The organism is Bartonella sp. AA89HNZF, assembly GCF_042196905.1.
Lineage (GTDB): Bacteria > Pseudomonadota > Alphaproteobacteria > Rhizobiales > Rhizobiaceae > Bartonella.
The window spans coordinates 38,525-60,867 of record NZ_JBHIRD010000002.1 but is presented as its reverse complement, the minus strand read 5'-3'; the positions used below and the strand labels follow the sequence as shown (position 1 = coordinate 60,867).

The 22,343-nt window shown below is 37.6% G+C and carries 19 protein-coding genes and 1 pseudogene; 5 read left to right on the top strand and 15 right to left on the bottom strand.

Annotation, left to right across the window (positions count from 1 at the left end):
• The first annotated feature begins 50 nt into the window (after positions 1 to 50).
• Positions 51 to 1,325: a phosphoribosylamine--glycine ligase gene (purD, locus tag ACFIN0_RS01255; protein WP_375701752.1), complete on the top strand. Its 1,275-nt coding sequence runs from the start codon at positions 51 to 53 to the stop codon at positions 1,323 to 1,325.
• 1,086 nt (positions 1,326 to 2,411) lie between these two features.
• Here the strand turns inward: purD and ACFIN0_RS01250 are convergent.
• The 7 genes from ACFIN0_RS01250 to ACFIN0_RS01220 all read right to left on the bottom strand — a co-directional run bounded on the left by ACFIN0_RS01250 (position 2,412) and on the right by ACFIN0_RS01220 (position 9,334).
• Positions 2,412 to 2,939, bottom strand: coding sequence for a DUF6101 family protein (locus tag ACFIN0_RS01250; RefSeq protein WP_375609082.1), 528 nt, complete (start codon positions 2,937 to 2,939; stop codon positions 2,412 to 2,414).
• Between the two features lie 144 nt (positions 2,940 to 3,083).
• Complete coding sequence (locus ACFIN0_RS01245; protein WP_375701751.1) at positions 3,084 to 4,493, bottom strand: FAD-binding oxidoreductase; 1,410 nt, start codon at positions 4,491 to 4,493, stop codon at positions 3,084 to 3,086.
• A 2-nt stretch (positions 4,494 to 4,495) separates the two neighbouring features.
• Entirely contained in the window at positions 4,496 to 5,458 is a 963-nt protein-coding gene (locus ACFIN0_RS01240; RefSeq protein ID WP_375607815.1) for an L-threonylcarbamoyladenylate synthase, read from the bottom strand.
• Entirely contained in the window at positions 5,455 to 6,096 is a 642-nt protein-coding gene (locus tag ACFIN0_RS01235) for a ribonuclease HII (RefSeq protein ID WP_375701750.1), read from the bottom strand. The genes ACFIN0_RS01240 and ACFIN0_RS01235 overlap by 4 nt, the downstream gene beginning before the upstream one ends.
• 279 nt (positions 6,097 to 6,375) lie before the next feature.
• On the bottom strand, positions 6,376 to 7,284 hold the full coding sequence (locus ACFIN0_RS01230) for a 4-(cytidine 5'-diphospho)-2-C-methyl-D-erythritol kinase (RefSeq protein ID WP_375606425.1): 909 nt from the start codon (positions 7,282 to 7,284) through the stop codon (positions 6,376 to 6,378).
• Between the two features lie 220 nt (positions 7,285 to 7,504).
• The gene (locus tag ACFIN0_RS01225) at positions 7,505 to 8,356 is read right to left on the bottom strand and encodes a S49 family peptidase (RefSeq protein WP_375614432.1); all 852 of its coding nucleotides are present in this window, start codon (positions 8,354 to 8,356) and stop codon (positions 7,505 to 7,507) included.
• A gap of 189 nt (positions 8,357 to 8,545) precedes the next feature.
• Positions 8,546 to 9,334, bottom strand: coding sequence for a tRNA1(Val) (adenine(37)-N6)-methyltransferase (locus ACFIN0_RS01220; RefSeq protein ID WP_375701749.1), 789 nt, complete (start codon positions 9,332 to 9,334; stop codon positions 8,546 to 8,548).
• A 179-nt stretch (positions 9,335 to 9,513) separates the two neighbouring features.
• Between ACFIN0_RS01220 and ACFIN0_RS01215 the strand changes: the two genes are divergently transcribed.
• The 4 genes from ACFIN0_RS01215 (at position 9,514) to glyS (ending at position 15,635) form a co-directional block, all read left to right on the top strand.
• The gene (locus ACFIN0_RS01215) at positions 9,514 to 10,590 is read left to right on the top strand and encodes a polyprenyl synthetase family protein (protein ID WP_375701748.1); all 1,077 of its coding nucleotides are present in this window, start codon (positions 9,514 to 9,516) and stop codon (positions 10,588 to 10,590) included.
• Between the two features lie 95 nt (positions 10,591 to 10,685).
• Positions 10,686 to 12,380 (top strand): tetratricopeptide repeat protein, encoded by a 1,695-nt coding sequence (locus tag ACFIN0_RS01210; RefSeq protein WP_375701747.1) that lies wholly within the window; start codon positions 10,686 to 10,688, stop codon positions 12,378 to 12,380.
• Between the two features lie 91 nt (positions 12,381 to 12,471).
• Entirely contained in the window at positions 12,472 to 13,413 is a 942-nt protein-coding gene (locus ACFIN0_RS01205; RefSeq protein WP_375606430.1) for a glycine--tRNA ligase subunit alpha, read from the top strand.
• Positions 13,413 to 15,635: a glycine--tRNA ligase subunit beta gene (gene glyS / locus ACFIN0_RS01200; protein WP_375701746.1), complete on the top strand. Its 2,223-nt coding sequence runs from the start codon at positions 13,413 to 13,415 to the stop codon at positions 15,633 to 15,635. Before ACFIN0_RS01205 ends, glyS begins: the two co-directional genes overlap by 1 nt.
• Before the next feature lie 139 nt (positions 15,636 to 15,774).
• On the opposite strand, the gene ACFIN0_RS01195 is transcribed toward glyS, so the two are convergent.
• The 8 genes and pseudogenes from ACFIN0_RS01195 to ACFIN0_RS01160 all read right to left on the bottom strand — a co-directional run bounded on the left by ACFIN0_RS01195 (position 15,775) and on the right by ACFIN0_RS01160 (position 22,327).
• On the bottom strand, positions 15,775 to 16,269 hold the full coding sequence (locus ACFIN0_RS01195) for a F0F1 ATP synthase subunit B (protein ID WP_375606432.1): 495 nt from the start codon (positions 16,267 to 16,269) through the stop codon (positions 15,775 to 15,777).
• Positions 16,270 to 16,280: 11 nt separating this feature from the next.
• Complete coding sequence (locus ACFIN0_RS01190; protein ID WP_375606433.1) at positions 16,281 to 16,847, bottom strand: F0F1 ATP synthase subunit B; 567 nt, start codon at positions 16,845 to 16,847, stop codon at positions 16,281 to 16,283.
• Between the two features lie 143 nt (positions 16,848 to 16,990).
• On the bottom strand, positions 16,991 to 17,221 hold the full coding sequence (locus ACFIN0_RS01185) for a F0F1 ATP synthase subunit C (protein ID WP_005773968.1): 231 nt from the start codon (positions 17,219 to 17,221) through the stop codon (positions 16,991 to 16,993).
• Positions 17,222 to 17,275: 54 nt separating this feature from the next.
• Entirely contained in the window at positions 17,276 to 18,034 is a 759-nt protein-coding gene (locus ACFIN0_RS01180) for a F0F1 ATP synthase subunit A (protein WP_375687449.1), read from the bottom strand.
• Between the two features lie 7 nt (positions 18,035 to 18,041).
• Positions 18,042 to 18,476 (bottom strand): AtpZ/AtpI family protein, encoded by a 435-nt coding sequence (locus ACFIN0_RS01175; protein WP_375615297.1) that lies wholly within the window; start codon positions 18,474 to 18,476, stop codon positions 18,042 to 18,044.
• A 990-nt stretch (positions 18,477 to 19,466) separates the two neighbouring features.
• On the bottom strand, positions 19,467 to 20,891 hold the full coding sequence (der, locus tag ACFIN0_RS01170) for a ribosome biogenesis GTPase Der (protein ID WP_375701745.1): 1,425 nt from the start codon (positions 20,889 to 20,891) through the stop codon (positions 19,467 to 19,469).
• Between the two features lie 4 nt (positions 20,892 to 20,895).
• Positions 20,896 to 21,567, bottom strand: coding sequence for a tetratricopeptide repeat protein (locus ACFIN0_RS01165; RefSeq protein ID WP_375701744.1), 672 nt, complete (start codon positions 21,565 to 21,567; stop codon positions 20,896 to 20,898).
• 494 nt (positions 21,568 to 22,061) lie between these two features.
• Positions 22,062 to 22,327 (bottom strand): annotated as a pseudogene (locus ACFIN0_RS01160) (XRE family transcriptional regulator).
• Positions 22,328 to 22,343 lie beyond the last annotated feature (16 nt).

Sequence of the window (22,343 nt, the reverse complement as noted above, 5' to 3'; positions counted from 1 at the left end):
TCTTATGAGAAGGAGATGAAATTAATCATCTTCTATGAGAGGAGCAAGCAATGAATATTCTTCTTATTGGCTCAGGTGGACGAGAACATGCTTTAGCATGGAAAATAGCAGCATCACCACTGCTAACAAAGTTATATTGTGCTCCTGGAAATCCTGCAACAACAGAATTTGGTGAAAATATTAATTTAGACATTGATGATCACCCCCTTATTATTGATTTTTGTACAGCACATTCTATTGATCTTGTGATTGTAGGACCAGAAGCACCATTGGTTGCAGGTATAACAGATTCTCTTAATAGCGCTAACATCTGTGTATTTGGTCCTACTCAAAAAGCTGCTCAACTAGAAGGTTCAAAAGCTTTTACAAAAGATTTATGTCATAAGAATAACATTCCTACAGCAAGTTACCAATGCTTTAATGATGCCGCTAGAGCCAAAGCTTACATTCATCAACAAGGTGTTCCCATTGTCATTAAAGCTGATGGCTTAGCCGCCGGCAAAGGTGTCGTGGTTGCAACAACTATAGAAGAAGCATTTAACGCTGTTGATGCCTGCTTCAAAAGTGCATTTGGGGATGCAGGAAACAAAATTGTTGTAGAATCTTTTCTGGAAGGTGAAGAAGCAAGCTTCTTCTGCCTTTGTGATGGTAAAGTTGCTCTTCCCTTTGGATCTGCTCAAGATCATAAGCGTGTAGGAGATGGAGATACTGGAGCAAACACCGGTGGTATGGGTGCTTATTCACCAGCACCCATCATGACCCAAGAAATAGTGAATCGTACCCTTAAAGAAATTGTTGAACCAGCTTTAAAAAGCATGAACGAAATGGGCGCCCCCTTTAGAGGTATTCTCTTCGTCGGCTTGATGATAACGCAAAAAGGACCCGAATTAATTGAATTTAACGTACGATTCGGTGATCCTGAATGTCAAGTTTTAATGATGCGCCTTAAAGATGATATTCTACCAATTTTTCTTGCCGCAGCTCAAGGAAATCTTGAAAATAAACCTCTTCAGTGGTCTGAAAAGACTGCTCTCACCGTTGTTATGGCTGCTAATGGTTATCCAGACTCTCCCCAAAAAGGGACTGTTATTCGTAACGTTGATAAAATAGATACTCTTCCCGATGTGAAAGTTTTTCAAGCTGGTACAGCATTACGAAATGGACAACTCATTGCAAATGGTGGACGTGTTCTCAATATAACAGCAACAGGAAAAACGATTACGCAAGCACAAAAACGTGCTTATGAAGCCGTTGATTATATTGATTGGCCAGAGGGTTTTGTTCGTCGCGATATCGGATGGCGAGCTATTGCGCGAAAAAACTAAATCCTTTGACTATTCTTTTTTACGATTTGATGATTTCACGTAAGAGCATGATACACAAATTTTCTCACTGTTTTACGTTGACCATAATTTTGAAAAAATGAGTGTGCTTTCCTTTGAACAATCAAATATTGTAAATAGGATACCTACTCATGATGAAATAGGAAAAAATTCTGAATCTGAGAATATAATATAAAATGATCATTTTACTGTTATCTTTACTTTAAACGTATTTTCTCATCATTTTTATAAACACTTTCTTTCTTATAAAAATCCTGAAGAAAAACATATATACTATCATTTCTTTTATCTATCGCGTTTTTTAATGAAATTCCGCTTTTACGAAAAATAAAATGCCCAAAAAAGATAGTTATGTTATTCACATACAAATTCTTAAACAATATCTCTCATGCTCATCACTCCCATTTTATGACACTACCTGCAAATAGTATAAATCCATTCTGCCATCTTTCTGGAATAAAGATAAAAACCGATACCATCTTTGTATTTTCCAACTCTCAATATTACGATAACCCTTTCTATCTAAATGATTTTGATTATAAAAGAGAGATGAAATAAGAATGTTCTGCAATATTCAAAGCTCTCATTCAAAATGGAGAAATGATTTATTAAAAAAAATTTAAAAACACTTCCAGTAATTTTCTGATGTTTTAATAATGTGGCAAAAACCCAAAATTATACCGCAAAAAACAGTTTCTATTGTTATGAAAACCGTTTTTACCTCTCCGAAAAAGCGTTTTACATCATCGATTCCTGCTGCCAATGTATGGTGTCAAAAAACTCTCATTTACAATCATTGACTTCCTCTTTGTTTTCAAGAACCAAAAGTCACACCAAATCCCGTCTGTAAAAGTCTGAATTCTCATTGAGCGGGGTCCTCTTGCTTCCCACTCATATGCTGCACTTACACAAAAACCGACAAGCAAACTTAAGAATATTCGCCATATCTTCTAAAAACACTTCATGTGTGAAGTTTACCCCCCCTTATGTTACCGCCCCAAACAACGATGTTTTACGGCACAACAAGATAAATGCTGATAGTAGTACAACAATGAATGCATATTAATATCACTGGAGTGCGATTCGATTCGCAATCACCAAACGCAAGCCGAACGGATTGCTATAACGAAGTAAAAAACGCTTTTGTCTAGAATACGATGTTGTACCAAAAAATCGATGTAAATCAGAACGATCTTTTACAACCAGAATGCGATTATCTTCATTGATCATAAGCATGGGAAGGCCATAAGTATCCGCCCATAACCGCCAATCCAGAAGAACATTATTCAAATCTCTGGAAACCAAAAGCGGTATACAAGCTTCCTCATCTGCATGAAGTAATTCTAATGCAACAGCTCTTTCTCCTGAACGCGTTTTTACGGTACGTGCTGCAATTCCTTGAAAATGATAAGGAGGTATTAAATGCGATAAGCTTGAAGGCATATCCGTTTTAAAAGAAACACCACGCTCATTTAACGAACAAATTACCTTATTGCCCGTTTTGGATGAAAAATATGTCGTAGTTTGTGGCAAATGGCACGGATCTAACCGAAATTCAAGCACCGCTTTTGCCTGATTAAAGCATTGATTAGCCATATACATTATCCCAATTTATCTTAAATAACATACACCCTTTAGCAGCTTTTTCTCATTGGATTATTAAAAGTTTGAATAAAAAACAACTGGTTTCTTTTTTGGTTATTAAAATCTAAACAAAAATGCATGATCACCATTCTTGAATTATAATACTTTTCCAGGATTCATTATCCCTAAAGGATCGAGCATTTTTTTAATCCCTTGCATAATATCCAATGCGACAGGCGATTTAAAAGAACGAAGTTCTTCGCGCTTAAGCTGACCAATTCCATGCTCAGCAGAAAATGCACCTTTATAATTCATCACTAAACTATGAATGCGATGGTTCATTGTTGACCATAACTGCAAAAATACTGTCGTATCAGCCCCTACAGGTTGTGTAACATTATAATGCAAATTTCCATCACCCATGTGTCCAAAACAAACCACCCGTGCTCCTGGAGAAATATCTTCAACAATAAGTGCAGCTTCAGCAATAAAATCAGGAATGGAAGCAAGCGGTACTGCAATATCGTGCTTAATAGATCCTCCCGCCAACTTTTGTGCCGATGATATACTTTCTCGCAATTGCCAAAAAAAATCTTGCTGTTTTAAAGATTGCGCAATAACTGCATCTTCTATCACCGCATTCTTTAAAGCTTCTTCTAAAATACTACTCAATACCGATAACGCCTCATCATTGCCTTGCAACGATGAAATGTTCATTAATACATACCATTCATGTTTCTGCTGGAGAGGAGGCTTCTCACACATCTTATAATCTAAAGCCATTTGCAAACTGAGCTTTGACATAAGCTCAAAACCTGTCAACATCCCTCCTCCATATTCTTGAGCCAGAGATAAAAACTCTAAAGCCTTCGCCGGACTATATAATCCCACCAAGGCAACTGCTTTTCCTTTTATTTTTGGAAAAATCTTCAAAACGGCTGCGGTTATAACACCCAATGTGCCTTCTGCACCAATAAAAAGATTTTTTAAATCGTAACCGCTATTGTCTTTTTTAACAAAACGCAAATCATCTAAAATACGCCCATCCGGTAAAACAACTTCCAAACCAAGACAAAGATCACGCATATTGCCATAAGCCAAAACAGCTGTCCCTCCAGCGTTTGACGAAAGATTTCCCCCTACTTGGCAAGAACCTTCAGATGCCAAAGAAAGAGGGAAAAAACGACCTGATTCATCCACTTTTTTCTGCAAATCCTGTAAAATAACACCAGCCTCTACAACAACAAAATTTCCTTCAAGATTTATAGCTCTAATCTTATTTAATCGCTCCATGGATAAAAGAACGCCCTCTCCTCTTTCATCTGGTTGCTGTCCCCCCACAAGCCCTGTATTCCCCCCCTGTGGTACAATCGGTGTGTGCGTTTTGCTCGCTAACTGCATAATCGATGAGACCTCTGCGCAAGAAGATGGACGTAAAAGTAAAGGTGTTTTTCCATGAAAAAGCCCACGTTCTTCAAGCAAATACGGTGCAATCAACGTCTGATCTGTTATAGCATACTTGGCTCCAACAATTTCCCTAAACCCCTCAATTAATTCCTGCTCCATATTCATTTCTCCTTTGGAGCCGCAGCCCGTATAAGACGATCATTGATAGCCTCCCCTAATCCGTATGATGGAATAGGTTCTACTGCGATACATCTCACTTTAAATGAATCTAATTCCTTCATATATTGAAATAAATGAGAGGCTGCCTCTTCCAATTTTCCATCTTCGCTAAGGTTTAAAATAGAAACAGCATTTTCAGCCCCCATAACACGCTTTGAACCAAATGCTAAAAGCGCTTCACCACTTTCCACCTTTTCTACATTCAAACGAACCGTGGCATTGGGAGCATAATGCGACTTTAACATCCCAGGAGCTTCAATTGCCGCCCTTTGATCTATCCGTTTTAAAGGCTTCCCCACAACTTCTTCAATTTCATCAGCCGCAAGCCCCCCTGGACGCAAAAGATAAATATTTTCACCACAAATCTTAATAATCGTTGATTCAAGCCCTATTCTAGAAAATCCTCCATCCAATATCAAAGAAACAGATTCCCCCAAAGATGCAAAAACAGCCTCAGCGGAAGTAGGACTAAGACGTCCTGATTGATTCGCACTAGGAGCAGCAAGTGGGCGTCCAAAATATTGTACAACTTCCGCAAAACGACTGTCTGGAAAACGAATAGCCAATGTATTCAAACCGGCAGTCGTTAAAGGATGGATATTATGCTGTTCCTTTAAAGGCAAAACCAATGTCAAAGGCCCTGGCCAAAATTCCTCCATTAATTGGCGTGAAAGAAAGTCGATTTTAACATAACGTTCCGCCATTTCGATGCCGCTGACATGCGCAATAAGAGGATTAATTTGCGGACGACCCTTTGTAGAATAAATAGAAGAAATTGCCCTCCCATTGGTCGCATCGCCTGCTAATCCATAAACAGTTTCCGTTGGTAACGCTACTAACTTCCCTTGTTCAAGAAGCGCTATTGCCTCTTTTATCGAAGCACTATTGAGTGGTAGAATCGTCATGATACATCATTCCTATAACGTTCTTTTAGTGGTGCAAAACTATAACGATGTAATCCTACGATTGGACCATATTTATTAAGAGCCGTACGATGAACTAACGTTGCATATCCTACATGCTTCTCTAAACCATAGCCTTTATAAACTTGTCCTGCACATTCCATCATCCGGTCACGCGTTACCTTCGCAATAATAGATGCGGCTGCAATTGAAACCGAACGCTGATCGCCCTTAATCAACGCAATTGCGGGACAAGACAACCCAGAGGGAATATCACGTCCATCAACAAGTACATAGTGGGCTGAAACAGCTAATCCTTTAATACAGCGACGCATTGCTTCTAAAGTTGCTTGTCTAATATTAGATTGATCAATTGTACGAGCGCAAACACTAGCAACTGAAACCGCTAATGCACTTTGCAAAATTTCATGATAAAATCTATTTCGTTGGAGAAAAGAAAGTTTTTTTGAATCATTTAACCCATTAGGAATACGATCTTTATCCAAGATAACTGCTGCCGTTACCACAGGTCCAGCGAGAGGCCCCCGTCCTACTTCATCAACACCTGCTATATGAAAAAAACCCTGTTTTTGCAAATCCAATTCGTACGAAAAATTTGGTTGAAGTGGCACATTAAACATCTTTGATAAATCACAAATACAACAAATATACACTTATTTCTGTAGCCTGCTTATTTTTTGCAAGCATTACAGTTTTAAATAGCTCTTCAAACATTCTGCGAATTCTTACACAAAAGATAAAAACAAACCATGAGATAAAGAGTATCCTATTGTCCATTTTTCTTCTAAAAAATTATTCTAGCATGTATTCATTTTGTTTAAAAAACAAAAAGTAGATTTCTTTAGTTACCCTTTTCATTATGTATAGTAGAATCAAGACAAAATAAAAGTTTTTATTTCTCAAATAGTTCCTAAAGTCATGATCGGTTTTACAAACCAATTTGGGTACATTGATTTGATAAAAAGAGCTGCCTTTTGCGCTGCTTGTTGATTTTTAAAAATGCCAAAACAAGTTGCCCCCGTTCCAGACATACGAGAAAAAAGAGACCCACATTCATCTAATACAGATAACACTTCGGCTAACTGAGGTGCCATTTTTAATGCCGGAGAAAAAAGATCATTACGCGTTTCTTGTAAAACCTCAACCAATGAATCAACAGTCTTTAAAGCGACTGAATCAATTTTTAAAGAAGGATGATGACGCTTCTCTAACGCTTTAAAAACAGCTTGTGTTGAAATTTCTTGTCCATGATTAACCAATACCATTGCCAGTGAACAAGCCTCTTGTAATCGTATAATCTTTTGACCAATCCCTTTAACCAAAAGGGGCTGCTGATATTCTAATGCAAAAAGACACATGGGTACATCAGCACCAAGAACTAAACTCATTTTTGCTAATTTTTCATAAGGGCAATCAAGATTCCACTGTTGATACAACATGCTTACAACCCCAGCAGCATCACCTGAGCCACCACCAATACCTGAGGCAACAGGTAATGTTTTTACAAGTCGAAAAAACGCAGGTTGAGCACTTTCAGGAAAAGTCTTATGCATAAAATCTCGTGCACGAATAACCAAATTATCTGAATGAGAAACAAGCCCTTTTGCAAATGGCCCCGTTAAAACAAACTGGTCACTTTCACAAGACGCATAGTGTAAGCAATCACCGCTAAGACTAAAATAAACCAAACTTTCTATTAAATGATAACCATCAGCACGTTGCCCCACAACATGCAAAGCCAAATTCAATTTAATGGGTGTAAATACATAAGAATGTCTTTGGATCGAAGCTTTTACATGTGATATCATATGACGTAATATTAACCTATACAGAGTTCTTTTATAAATATGCCCCTTTCATTCATACCTGTAGCATAAACCCTATAAACAGCTTGAAATATTCTTAATTGTTTTCTAAATAAGTAATAAATATGGAGAATTCTTATACAAAATAAACTTTCGTATCATTTCAAGCTTTTTTTCTATCATCTGTTTTTAGATAAAATCTCCTCTCGAATGATTTTTGGCCTCACAAACCGTAACGCTGCCAAAGTGCCCGCTCTTCTGCTGCCATCAACGCACTGTCAACTGCTGTATAAACTGTATGAGCAGTCACTCCTGAATGCGTTTTAGGGCTTAAAAAACTTTTTGGAGGCATAATAAGTCGAAGTTTTGCATCATTACCAAAGCGCTCCTTAATAACAGAACGTACATCATTCAATCCGTCAATCAAACCAAGTTCAACGCCTTTTTTTCCACTCCAAAACATTCCTGTAAAGAGATTCAAATCATTTGATAATTTTGTAGAACGCCGCTCTTTAACTAAATCGATAAAAGTTTGATGTACTTCCAGTTGGAGAGATTTCAAATGCTCAATATCCGCCTTTTTTTCAGGCTGAAATGGATCTAGTGTAACCTTGTTCTTTCCTGCTGTGTAAACGCGCCGCTCCACACCAATTTTCTTTAAAAGTTCCGGAAAACCAAAGGAAGCTGAAACCACCCCAATGGAACCAACAATCGAAGAAGGATCTGCAAAAATTTCATCTCCTGCACAAGCAATCATATAACCACCGGATGCTGCTATATCTTCAATAAATACAAGAACCTTTTTATTTTTTTCTTCTGCCAAATCACGAATACGCTTGAAGATTAAACGCGATTGTACAGGTGAACCTCCAGGAGAATTGATAATAAGGGCAATAGCCGGTGCTTTTTTGTACGCAAAAGCCTTCTCTAAAAGACTAGCACATCTACTAAGGGAAAGCGTACGAGATATAGATGCTGATGAATCCATAATCGCCCCTTGAAGGCGAACGACAGGAATTTCTAGTTTATTGGAAGAAAAACGATGGGGAACAAGTTTCTTGATAACGTCAATCAAAACAAAATCTCCTTATAAGTTAAGAAAAATTAAAGAGGACAGGACAACAAAAAGGAACAACGCGATACCATCCAAAAGCGCCAATCAATCCCCACATTACAACCAGAAATATAATTTCATACAAAAGCTAAACCTCCCTAGTAACAAAGTGTAGACTTTAAAGAATAAACTGAAAAACACAAGATACCATTACAAAAGTTCCCACAAGCTTATATATCCATTATTAATTGCATCAATCCGTGGTGAAAAAGTATGACCATTATCTTCATGTATCACCAGTGCCGGTAAAATAGATAAAGCTGCTCTGCTTCCTCGTTTTGCGTAAAATAAAAGACGAATTGCTGCTGTCTTTGCACGTGCATGCACAGGAACGATGCAAATACCACCAAAGCGCCCTTCTAAAGCACGCAAAATATCTACTAGTGATTGTGGTCGTGCAATGAGCCCTAAGTATCCACCTGGCTTGACAATCGCTGCTGCACTCCGCAACCAATTATCAAACATCGCTTCAGGCATAACGTGTGCTTCAGATTTTTGTTGATCAGGTGTCTTGCGATCAGTAGAATTATTAAAAGGTGGATTCATAATCGCAAAATCAAAGCTATTATCTATCAAACCTGCCTTTATACGTTCATTCCCTTTGAAAGTAACATCTGCTTCTAGCAAACAAATGCGGCCAGCAAATTGTTTATTTTGTTTTAGCATAAGCGTTTTTTGAGCGTAAGATATCATAAAAGCCGAACGTTCAACTAAGGTAACATGAACTTTCAGACAACGCGAAGCAACAGCCAGTCCTGCAGCTCCAGCACCAGCACCTAAATCAACAACCTTGCCCTTTAAATCACTTGGAACCAAACTAGCTAATAACATCGCATCCATTCCAGAACGATGACCATATTTATGGGGTTGAACCAAATAAAATTTCCCGCGGTGAAAACTGTCAATTGTTTCACCACTCTGATTCGCTGCTTTATCCATTTAAAAGCCTAATGCTCACCTTTATAAACTGCATTTTTGCCATTCAGCTGCTATTTTAAATTTTTTATTATTTTATAACAATAAGATTACACTCGCTAAAGAACATTTCTTGCCAATAACATTCCAAGCTAACACTTTTAAACGACATCAAAAGCTTGAGTCAAAACCAAACCCCCTTTATGCTAATGAATAAAGTAAATTTTATATATGTCCATTGCAATACTCTAGGAGTAAACACATTGAGTGCAGCTATCAAACCAAAACAAATAAGAAATACTCAAATTTCTCTTCAATCTCTTGTCAATCTTACTCAAAAAGATATGGATTGCGTAAATCAATTTATTCTCTCTATGGCAAAATCAGAGGTTGAGATGATCCCTGAAATTTCTAACCATCTTATTTCATCAGGTGGAAAGCGATTACGCCCAATGATTACGCTCGCTTCTGCTCATATGTTCGGTTATCAAAGTGACGGGCATATAAAACTCGCAACAGCTGTTGAATTTATGCATACAGCAACATTACTACACGATGATGTGATTGATGAAAGTAATTTACGACGTGGAAAATCTACAGCTCGTATGATTTGGGGGAATCAAGCAAGTGTACTTGTTGGTGATTTCCTATTGGGGCAGGCCTTTAAAATGATGGTCGATGTCGGTTCCATAGAAGCGCTCTCTGTCCTAGCCAACGCTGCTGCAATTATTGCTGAAGGAGAAGTTATGCAACTTTCTGCCGCAAAAAATATAAAAACCAGCCCTTCAGAATATCTCAAAATCATCGATGCAAAAACAGCAGCACTTTTTTCAGCAGCCGCTGAAGTAGGACCCATTATTGCTGGCTATGGAAATAAAGAGCGTTCTTCATTACGTGAATATGGAACATCCTTAGGTTTAGCTTTCCAATTAATTGATGATGCACTTGACTATAGCGGTAGTGCTCAAAACTTAGGAAAAAATATAGGGGATGATTTTAGAGAAGGAAAAATCACAATGCCTGTTATTCTCGCCTATGAGCGTGGGAATATGCTAGAAAAAGATTTCTGGAAAAAGGCACTTGAAGATGGCAATAATAATGATGAATCCTTCGCACACGCACAACACTTAATGGAAAAGTATGATAGTATCACAGATACAATAGAACAAGCACGCATCTATGGAAAATATGCAATTGATGCTCTTGTTCCCATGAATGAAAATCTTGCTTATAATGCTCTCGTTGAGACTGTTGAATTTTGTATTGCGCGCGTAAACTGAATTCTTTGCAAGAATCGCAGTATTTCTCAACAAAGTAATGAGATATGATCTATAAACAACACCATCAATTGATTATCTTGAAAAGGATTAGCTCCATGTGCTCTGCAACGGTATCTCGACTTTTTGCCCTCTTTATCGTGGGTATCATGCTGATGCCATCCCTCACCTACAGTAAAATAAGTGCAGCAACTCATACAAGCTCATTTACAGGTGCTTATTTAGCTGGAAGGGTTGCAAATCATGAAAATAAAACAGAACTTGCTATCAATTATTTTAAACAAGCACTGGTTTATCAACCTGATAACATTGAAACACAAAAAGAGCTCCTTGAAGCTATGCTCTCGGTCGGAAACTTTAAAGAAGCTGTCCAACAAGCCCAAAAACTCAAAGAGAACGATGTTATAACTCCCTTTGTTTCCTTAACTTTGTCAGTAGAAAGTCTCATCAAAAAAGATTATAAGAATGCCAAGGCTCTTCTGAAATTAAAGGAACTTCCTACGTCCAATAATCCAATACCTGAACTCATCGGCGCTTGGATTACATTTGGATCTGGACACAAATCTCAGGCAATCGATGATCTTAAGAAACTCAAAGGTCCTGTCTGGTATGATCTTTTTATATCTTATCATCTAGCACTTATGAGCGACCTTGCAGAACGGCCAAAGGATGCAAAAAAATATTTCATTAAAGCACTGAGTAACAAACAGGGAACTCTTATCGCTCCTAATACTTATGAGCGTATTATCATAGCCTATGCCTCATTCCAATTGCGCCATAATATGCGCAACCAAGCCCTTCAAACAATCCAGCATGGCGAACAAATGTTGTCAGGTCGAGAAGTCCTTAAAAACTTTCAAGAAAAAATTGAAAAAAAATCTTTCTTAGAGAGAGTTATTAAAACACCTCAACAAGGAGCAGCCGAGGTATTATATAATTTTGGAACAGCCCTCAACTACAAAAACTCAGGGCGAATTGCACGTATTTTTAAGCAATTATCTTTCGCCTTATACCCTCAAAATGACGCAACACTGTTTCAGCTCGCACACATTTCTGCTAAATTGAACGATCCACATCAAGCAATTAAACTTTATCGCGCTTTATCCCCTAAATCTCCTTATTATAAAGATGGACAACTTCATCTTGCATTCCTTCTTGCCAATAACAACAATTACAAAGAAGCAATAAAATTACTCACATTGTTAAATAAAAAATTTCCCAATGATCGTAATATTTTGATAACGCTCGTTGCTTTTTATATGCAGGACAATAAATTTCTTGAGGCTATTAAAACTCTAGACTACGCTATTACAAAGATAAAAAACTTTCAGCAGGACGATTGGAAACTCTTTTATCAGCGTGGTATTGCTTTTGAACGTTTAAAGCAATGGCCAAAAGCAGAACTTGACTTGCGAAAATCACTTGAATTTTTCCCAAATCAACCGCAGGTTCTTAATTATTTAGCCTATTCCCTTGTGGAACGTGGTGAGAAGCTTGAAGAATCGCTCCGTATGCTACAAAAAGCCTCTGCTTTGCAAGCTCACAACAGTCATATTCTCGATTCTTTAGGGTGGGCTTATTATAAACTAAAAGAATATAATAAAGCAGTGCAAATATTAGAAAATGCTGTCAGATTACAACCTGAAGACCCAACACTAAATGATCATTTAGGGGATGCCTATTGGAAAGTTGGGCGTAAACGTGAAGCAATCTTTCAATGGAACCACGCAATTGACGGAAAACCAGAAAATTCTGAACAAATTCAAGAAAAGTTGAAATTTGGTTTGCAATAAACGATGCTTAACCATAAACCACATGAATAATAAATAGAGAAACTAAAATTACTTTGTTTTTTTGTTTAGTCCAATATAAAGAGTATAAAGCGTGAAACTGCCTGAACATCTTAACCCCAAACGTTCTTTTCAGGGACTAATCTTAACTTTGCAAAATTATTGGGCACACTATGGATGTGCAATTTTGCAACCTTACGATATGGAAGTCGGAGCTGGGACTTTTCATCCAGCAACAACATTACGCTCTCTAGGGCCACGCCCTTGGAAAGTTGCTTATGTCCAACCCTCTCGACGTCCAACAGATGGCCGATATGGTAAGAATCCAAATCGTTTACAACACTATTATCAATTCCAAGTGCTTCTCAAACCCTCTCCGCTCAATCTACAAGAACTTTATATAAAGTCGCTACAAGCTATCGGGCTTGATACAAAACTGCATGATATTCGCTTTGTTGAAGATGATTGGGAAAGTCCCACTCTTGGTGCTTGGGGGCTTGGATGGGAATGTTGGTGCGATGGAATGGAAGTCTCTCAATTTACTTATTTTCAACAAGTGTGCGGCATTGAATGCGCTCCAGTTTCAGGGGAACTCACATACGGTCTTGAGCGTCTAGCGATGTATATCCAAGGGGTTGATAACGTCTATGACCTTAACTTTAATGGTTTAGAGGGAGAAAACAAAATAAGTTATAGAGATATTTTTTTACAGGCAGAACAGGAATACTCATATTACAACTTCGAATTTGCTGATACAAAACTGCTCCATCAGCACTTTATCGATGCAGAACGCGAATGCAGCGCACTTCTTGATGCTGGAAAACCAAATAAAGAAAATGTATTCCATCGCTGTGTTTTTCCTGCCTATGATCAATGTATTAAAGCGAGCCATATCTTTAATCTTTTGCAAGCACGTGGCGTTATTTCTGTAACCGAACGACAAAATTACATTCTTCGCGTTCGTAATCTCGCGCGCCGTTGTGGGGAAGCCTTCTTACTCACAGAAGCTGGACAAATATATACTGGAGAGGCCTAATGTCTGATCTTCTTCTTGAACTTTTCAGTGAAGAAATACCCGCACGTATGCAACGAAAAGCTGCTGCTGATCTTAAAAAAGCTGTTACGGATCAACTTGTGAATGCTGGATTAACCTATAAAGCCGCTCGTGAATATTGGACACCTCGTCGGTTAACATTGGACGTACGCGGACTTTCTATACGCTCCAAAGATGTCCATGAAGAACGCAAAGGTCCCAGTATAAAATCACCACAGCATGTAATTGATGGTTTTCTACGTGCAACAGGATTAAATGATGTTTCTGAAGCGCATATTGGACATGATGATAAAAAAGGTCATTTTTATATTGCTAAAATTGTTAAAAAAGGTCGAGCTGCAGAAGAAATTATTGCCGATATTTTACCGGATATTATCCGCAACTTTCCATGGCCTAAATCTATGCGTTGGGGAAAAGATTCAGCACAAAGTGGTACTTTGAAGTGGATTAGACCTTTACAAAATATTCTTTGCATCTTCGGACCAGAAATTGGCGAAACACATGTTGTTCCGTTTACAATTGGTTCTCTTAAAAGCAATAATCTAACTTATGGTCATCGTTTCTTAAGTGACGGAAAGCCATTCCAGGTGCGTCGCTTTGATGACTATGTTACTCAACTTGAAACACACAAAGTCATTCTGGATGCAGAAAGACGAAAGAATATTATTTTAGCTGATGCTCAAAATCTTTGCTTTGCAAACGGTTTAGAACTGGTTCAAGATAATGCCCTCCTAGAAGAAGTTTCTGGCCTTGTTGAATGGCCTGTTATCCTTATGGGTGATTTTGACAAATCATTCCTTGATATTCCTCCAGAAATTATTCGCTTGACCATTCGAGCTAATCAAAAATGTTTTGTCACCCGTAAACAAGGGGAAAAGATAAAACTTTCTCATCATTTTATTCTCGTTTCTAATATTCTCGCCAATGATGAAGGCAAAGAAATTTCTAAAGGAAATAGTAAGGTTGTCCATGCTCGTCTTTCTGATGCACTCTATTTTTGGAAAACAGATCAGCGTGATTTGCCCGATATTAAACAATTGGAATCTTCTGTAAAAAAATTTGATCTTGATATAAAAAAACCTCTTGATCAAAGAATGGCGCGACTTGATCATTTGAATGTAACTTTTCACGCCAAATTAGGTACACAAGGTGCAAGAGTAGAACGCATCGCTACACTCGCACAAAAAATTGCACCTTTGATACAAGCAGATCCTCTCTTAGCGAAACGTGCAGCCATCCTTGCAAAAGCTGATTTGCAAACAGAAATTGTCGGAGAATTTCCTGAACTACAAGGTGTTATGGGGCAAAAATACGCCCTTCTTCAAGGGGAAGATCCTCACGTCGCTGTAGCAATCGAAGACCATTATAAACCTCAAGGACCAACAGATCGTCTTCCACAAGAACCACTTGCTATAACCGTTATGCTCTCCGACAAAATTGACATGCTCGTTGGCTTTTGGCTCATTAATGAAAAACCAACGGGCTCAAAAGATCCCTATGCGTTAAGACGAGCAGCATTGGGAATTATTAGGCTTGTACTTTCGCGAGATTGGAAAATCAATCTTATGCCACTGTTCCAGTTAGCAACGAATCTTTTCTTACAACAAAAAAATAAATATGAAATCTCTCAAAGAGAAAATCCACAATTGCAGAATCTGCTTCCAGAAAAAACAGAATATATTTTATCAGATCTGTTATTCTTTTTTCATGACCGTTTGAAAATCTATCTAAAAGAGGAAGGCGCTCGTTACGACGCCCTTGAAGCCGTTTTAAATAAAGATTCTGATGATTTTTTATTGGTTGCACGTCGTGTCGAATCGCTTATCGCTTTTATCAACACCCATGATGGAATGAACTTTGTAGCCTCTGTAAAACGTACTGCCAATATTCTTGAAAATGAATTTCAAAAAAGCACAACAATAGCGAATGAAATTAATTTTGAGCTCTTTGTCGAGAAAGAAGAAAAACAGCTCTATCATGCAATCTGTGAAGTAGAAAAAAAAGTTCTTGCTCCCATCAATACAACAAATTTATCATTTGCCCTCAGTGTGCTAGCGCCACTTGGAAAATTGATTGATATATTTTTTGAAAAAGTATTGGTGAATGATAAAAAACCTGATGTTCGTGCTAACCGTCTTGCTCTTCTCAAACGCACTCACATTGTTACACAATCGGTTGCAGACTTCTCAAAACTTGTCATTTAAAATCAAAGAGCCTATTAACTGATAAAAACAATGAAGATAAATTTTTCTTTTTTATGACTTTTATTAATTAATATTGATACTAATTAATATTGAGAAAATTATGCAACCAAAGAGACTGTTCTTTATCTCTCAAATATCATTAATTAAGATATGTTTTCATTTTGATAAATGATTCTTTCTCAAGAGACTCTTTAATAAGTTCATCTACCTTGTTAGCATCTATTTCTCTTGTAATAAGGGTACGTGCTGTAGAAATTGCCAAATCAATAGCCGATGAAGAAACCATGCGCATAGCATCGGCTTCTGCTTGGGAAATTTTTTGTTCTGCCAATTTATTGCGGTTTTTTACATATTCTTCTGCTTTTGCACGGGCTTCAGCAATAACAGATTCAACTTCATGCTTTGCTGCTGCAATAATTTCTTGCGCATCTTTTTCTGCTTCTGCATGTTTGCGTTGATATTCAGCCAATATTTCCTGTGCCTCTTCACGAAGACGCAGAGCCTCATCAAGTTCATCTTTGATACGTTTCGCGCGCGCATCAAGATGGTGTATAACCCTCTGTGGAATTTGGAAATAGACTAAAAGAGCCAAAAAAAGAACTAACCCAACAAATGCCCAAAAAGTATCAGTCATCTTTTTCTTCCTCAATAATCCGCAGTTTTAACAACTGAACGAACAGCCTCTTTGTTGATATCAACGTCAATCAATTTTTTCACAATTTCAAGAGCTACTTCTTCAGCGATAGAACCAACATTTTGCATGGCTTTATCCCGAATTTTTGCTATCTGTTTTTCAGCATCTGCGAGTTTTTTCTCTAAACTCTCTTCAATTTCTTTCCGTTCAAGCTCTGCCTTTTCTTTTAATTCTTCACTAGCTACCTGCGCTATAGCCTGCGCGTTCAAACGCGCTTCTGCTAATTTCCGCTCATAAGTTTCAACAACAATGTCTGCTTCTTGCTTCATGCGCATTGCCTGATCTAAATCAGATGCGATTCGATCTCGCCGTGTTTCAATAACACCGCCAATACGTGGTACAATTACACGGGAGATAAAAAGATAAAACAGTCCGAAAGAAATTGCCAACCAGAAAAAATGCGAACCAAAATGCACAAAATCAAAAGGCGGAAACACACGATTTGCATGCTCTGCCACCTTTTTAATATGTTCTATCGACGTTTCAGTGTTCTGTGCATAAGCGCTTGAAACAAACATCTTCTTTCATCCTTTAAATAGCTTATTAAAGCCCTCTATAACCGATGATAACTGACAAACATCTCTCTGGCATCTCTCTGGTTAAGAGCCTAAAAGGGTAAATCTTTCCTCATGCAAGAACAGATATACCCTTTTGATGATGATTAAACCCCAAAAAGAAGTAATAAAGCAATGAGCAATGAAAAAATTCCCAAAGCTTCTGTAACAGCAAAACCAAAGACGAGACGTCCAAACTGACTATCTGCTGCTGATGGATTTCGTAATGCACCAGAAAGATAGCTACCAAAAATATTACCAAGTCCTAAAGCTGTTCCAGCCATACCAAAGCAAGCAAGACCAGCGCCAATATATTTTGCTGCAAGCACCATTTCCATGTTATTCTCCTTTAAAGCGAAATTGCATTATTCGACGGAAAACCGCCAGTTCTATTAATGTCCTGGATGAATTGCATCATTAAGATACATACAAGTTAAAACCGTAAAGACGTAAGCCTGAAGAAATGCGACCAAAAACTCAAGAGCAGTAATTGCTACAGTCATAATAAGCGGTAAAATCGAACCACCCACACCTACGAGCCCTACCCCAATCATTGAAACAACAAACCCAGAAAACACTTTAAGCGTAATATGACCAGCAAGCATATTCGCAAAAAGACGAAGAGAAAGACTAATTGGACGGGAGAGAAAAGAAATAACCTCAATCATTGTCACCAAAGGTAAAACCACAACAGGAACTCCACTGGGAACGAACAGTTTCAAAAAACTGACCCCATGCTTATAAAAGCCATACCCAATCACCGTCAAAATTACCACCATTGCTAACGAAAACGTGACCATGATTTGAGACGTAACCGTATAAAAATAAGGAAAGAGACCAATAAAGTTAGCAACCAAAATAAAAGTAAACAGAGAAAAAACTAAAGGAAAAAACTGCATTCCCTGCACACCAGATGATTCCCGCAGAGTCGATGCTACAAACTCATAGGCCATTTCCGAAAGAGACTGCATCCGCGTTGGAACCAATCCACGACTCGATGATGAAATAAAGAGAAAAATAGAAGTTACAACAACCGTGAGGACTGTAAACAATGATACATTTGTAAACGATAAATCCATATTTCCTATGGAAATCTTAATCAGCCTTAAAACCTCAAACTGATGAATAGGATCTGGAGCGTGCGCTGTCACTTCAACCTCATTTATCGGACCTCTCATTGGCCCCTTTATTTTGTTTATCTTGGCGCAATACGCCTTCTTTTCCTAATTGACTGGAGGAAACATACCCCACAGACCGAAGAATACTCAATACACCAGCAGCAAATCCAAAGAAGAGAAAAAATACCAATCCCCAAGGCCATGAATCTGCTAACTTATCAAACCCCAACCCCAAAACAATACCAACTATAACACTTGCCAGAAACTCACTGGAAAGCTTAATTGCACCTGCCATCCTTCCTTGTGATTTTTCCCGCTTATTCCTATGCTCCCGCTTCTTTAATGCTTGCTTGCGTACTAAAGCTACGCTTAAGTTCCTACTACGGCATTCCAAATCCTCTGAATGAAGACACTCTCCTTGCTTTTCCTCTTCAGCCTCCTTACAGCTCATAACGGGTTTCTCGCCCATCGCCATCATTGGCTCCTTAATTAAAAAGCAACGTAAGAATACATTTCATAAAACCGTGTGCATCATATTGTTCCCGAATTTATTCGTCAAGATACTAAAAGAAATCTATCACAAGTTATCGTATAAATTTTATTGCAGAAATAACGTATTTTTCAATTTACATGCTTTCTTAAAAAGATATTCCAAGCACCTAAACCGATTTCACGACAGCACCCGTGAATGTATAACGAAAAGTTCACGTGAATAATATAAAACTCATAGAACAACCATTTTTACGTTTAACAAAAGGTGTAAACTAATACCATCTTATTTTCCAACTCCCAATGTTATATTAGTCCTAGTTTTGAAAGAGAACATAGAAAGCTAAAAACAGTATGAGAGCGTTGGTTTTCTCCTTTTATTCGAATAAACTTGCACTTTTTATTTTATGAAAATAATAATAATCAATTGTTTCTATATGATCCTATTCGCAAAGTATTTTACATACGCCATTAAAGGCCCCACCACGAAATGAGCTTGAGGGTATTAAGAGAAGTTCCTTTAAATACAAGATATTAATAAATCTAAAATTTCAAATAGATTAAGCCAATAGAACATAATAAATTTTAAATACGATTACCATACCACTTTATACAATTTTAATCCACTTTTATGAACTTCGCTTTTTACAATTGAATATCCGTAGATTCAGCAAATATTTTTGCTTTTTATTCAAACAAACTATCGTAAGCAAAAGCGCTTATTCATAAGCTTTATTTTTATGAAACGATAATCTAATGCTGCTTTTCAAACAAGCATCATAATTATATTCCCCTACCCTCATATTGCATCTATTCTTGCACTTATAATAACCCATTAAGAGGATTATGTACTCTTTCTTAAATACTCCCTATTAAACTCTTCTCATGACATGCAAATAAATGACCTTTATCAAGATGAGAGAGCTCTATTCAATAGCGCTCATGATAAATGATTATCAATAAAATTAAAGAGTTATCATTTCTTCTTGGAACGTGTCGCAAAAGGATTATCAGAGGCTCGTAATGATATGCGAACTGGTATACCAAACATATCAAATGTTTCACGTAACCCATTGACAAGGTAACGCAAATACGACTGGGGCATACTTTTGGGGCGCGAGCAAGAAATCATAAATCCAGGAGGACGTGTCTTAACCTGTGTGATGTATTTAACCTTAAGTCGACGTCCAGAAACCGCAGGAGGTGGATGATGTGCCACAACAGTTTCAAGCCATTGGTTCAATTTAGCCGTCGAAATGCGACGATTCCATATACGGTGCATCATCATCACATTTTCCATAAGTTTATCAATTCCTTGACCATATTGTCCCGATAAAGGAACAGCTCTCAAACCACGAACTTGAGGAAGAAATCGTGCACATTTTTCATGCAAATCAATCAATGTAGCCTGACTATTTTCAATAAGGTCCCACTTATTAAAAGCAATAACTGGAACACGCCCTTCACGAATCACAAGATCAGCAATTTGTAAATCCTGCTTTTCAAAAGGCATCGTTGCATCAAAAACAATGATCACCACTTCTGCAAAACAAATAGCACGCAAAGTGTCAGCAACGGATAATTTTTCTAACTTTTCTTGAATTTTCGATTTTCGACGCAAACCTGCAGTATCAAACAGTTTAACATGACGACCACGCCATTCCCAATCTACAGAAATAGAATCACGCGTAAGTCCTTCTTCTGGTCCTGTTAACAACCGCTCTTGTTTCAGCATACTATTGATAAGAGTAGATTTTCCTGTATTGGGGCGCCCCGCAATTGCAATCCGAATAGGCTTATTTTCATCGTACATAAGCCCCTCTTCTTCCAAATTTTTTATATCATCACCAACAGATGCAGGCTGTATCATAATATCTTCTTCTTTGTTGTTGTCAAAAGCGCGTTCTGCCCCAACAGCCTCTATAATTGCATCACGAAGATCACTAAGTCCCAAACCATGTTCAGCCGATATTGGGCACGGCTCCCCCAAACCTAATGACCACGCCTCATACTCTCCTCCCGTTGCCGCTCTTGACTCAGACTTATTAGCAACAAGGACTATTGGTTTTCCTGATTTGCGAACCAATGAAGCAAAGTTTAAATCACTTGGTGTTATTCCACTCTTTGCATCAAATACGAATAAAATAAGATCAGCTTCATCAATTGCAACTTTTGTATGAGAACGCATACGCCCCTCAAGTGTATGATCACCTGCTTCTTCCAGCCCAGCCGTATCAATCACATCAAAATGTAGATCTTGAAGTTTTGCCGCATGAATACGCCGATCACGTGTTACACCTGGCTTATCATCAACCAAAGCCAACCTTTGCCCAACCAAACGATTAAAAAGTGTTGATTTCCCAACATTGGGACGACCAACAATAGCAATGGTAAGGCTCATCAATTTATTCCTTATTTGTCTTGCCCTCGGCCTGCATAAGCTCAAGCATCATTCGAGCCCGATCTGTTATTTTTGAACCCAAAGTACCTTCTTTAGAAATTTTCTTAAAATAATAAACCGCTTCATCCATTTTATCCGCTTTGTAAGCAGCTAAACCCAAAGCTTCTCTTGCCGACATACGCATAGGATCGACATCACTTGCCATCTCTTTGACGCGCTTTTTGACATCCTCCAAAGTTCCTGTATCAACTAAAATATAGGCTGCTCGAATTTTTGCAACTTTCCGCAAAATCTGTGGTGCTTTCTCATCCGCTGCAACAGAATCAAAGATCTCCACTGATTTAATCATATCACCTTGCTCCATGAGTAAAGAAGCCTCCCGCAAACGAGCAAGAAAAGGATATCCTCCAAAGTTAGAGTCTTTAACATTCTCCAATTGCTTTATCGCTTTATCAAAATGACGTGTATCCGCAAAATTAAGGCTTTTTATAAATGCGTCACCAATATAACCAGCTTTCTTTATTTGTGCATGATAATAAATTTGATAAATAATTATCATGATGATGAAAAGAAGGACTGCTCCAATAATTGAAAAACCATAACGTCTCCAAAAAGCAAGCGCCTTTTCCTGACGAAATTCAGCATTAACTTCAGCAATAAAACTATCATACGACATATATCATACCTTGTAAAAATTTACTCTCTGCGCTTTTACGCATAAATGGACAAAGATGGTAGCCTAAATCAACTAAAATCTTTAAATTACTGATTTATTTATTTCAAATTGACATGTAACCAAATCAATTGGATTTTTGCAACTGTCTTAGTCAAAAACGATGTAAATGTTCTTTAAGCTTACATCACAACTTTTGAATCTTATAAAAAAATCACTGCTTTAATATTATCCATGATTGCCTACCATCTTCAGCACCCTTCCCTCTCTATTATATGAAAGATATCTTTTAAAGTCTTTAACACAATCATTGTATTGTATTCGATTATAGGATTTTAATACCATTCTTTATTCATCTAGCTTACTGTATTTATATATCTTTTTTAATATGAGGGATACGTAAATAAAAGTTGGGGAATAGAATTTCGCAATAGCCTCTACAAAAAGCATACTTCATGGAGTGTTTCTAACATTTCTTTGAAATCTGCTAACGCCCCTTAAAATAAGACATCTAAAAGTAGCATAAATGCAACAACAGTTTCATGTTGCAACGGATTAGAAGGTTTGATTGTAAAATTCTTTCGACAAAGATAGGCTTCTTTTTTTATAGAGAAGCTTTTTCTTGATCTAAAGCATAGAGTTCTATGATTTTCTCTTCCATGCCTACTGGAACAGATTTTCTACCAATTTCTACAGAAGATAAAAATGACACAGATAAACCTAATTTATCAACTATATTTGAAAGACGTTCTGAATGATCAATGCGAAGTTTTCATAAA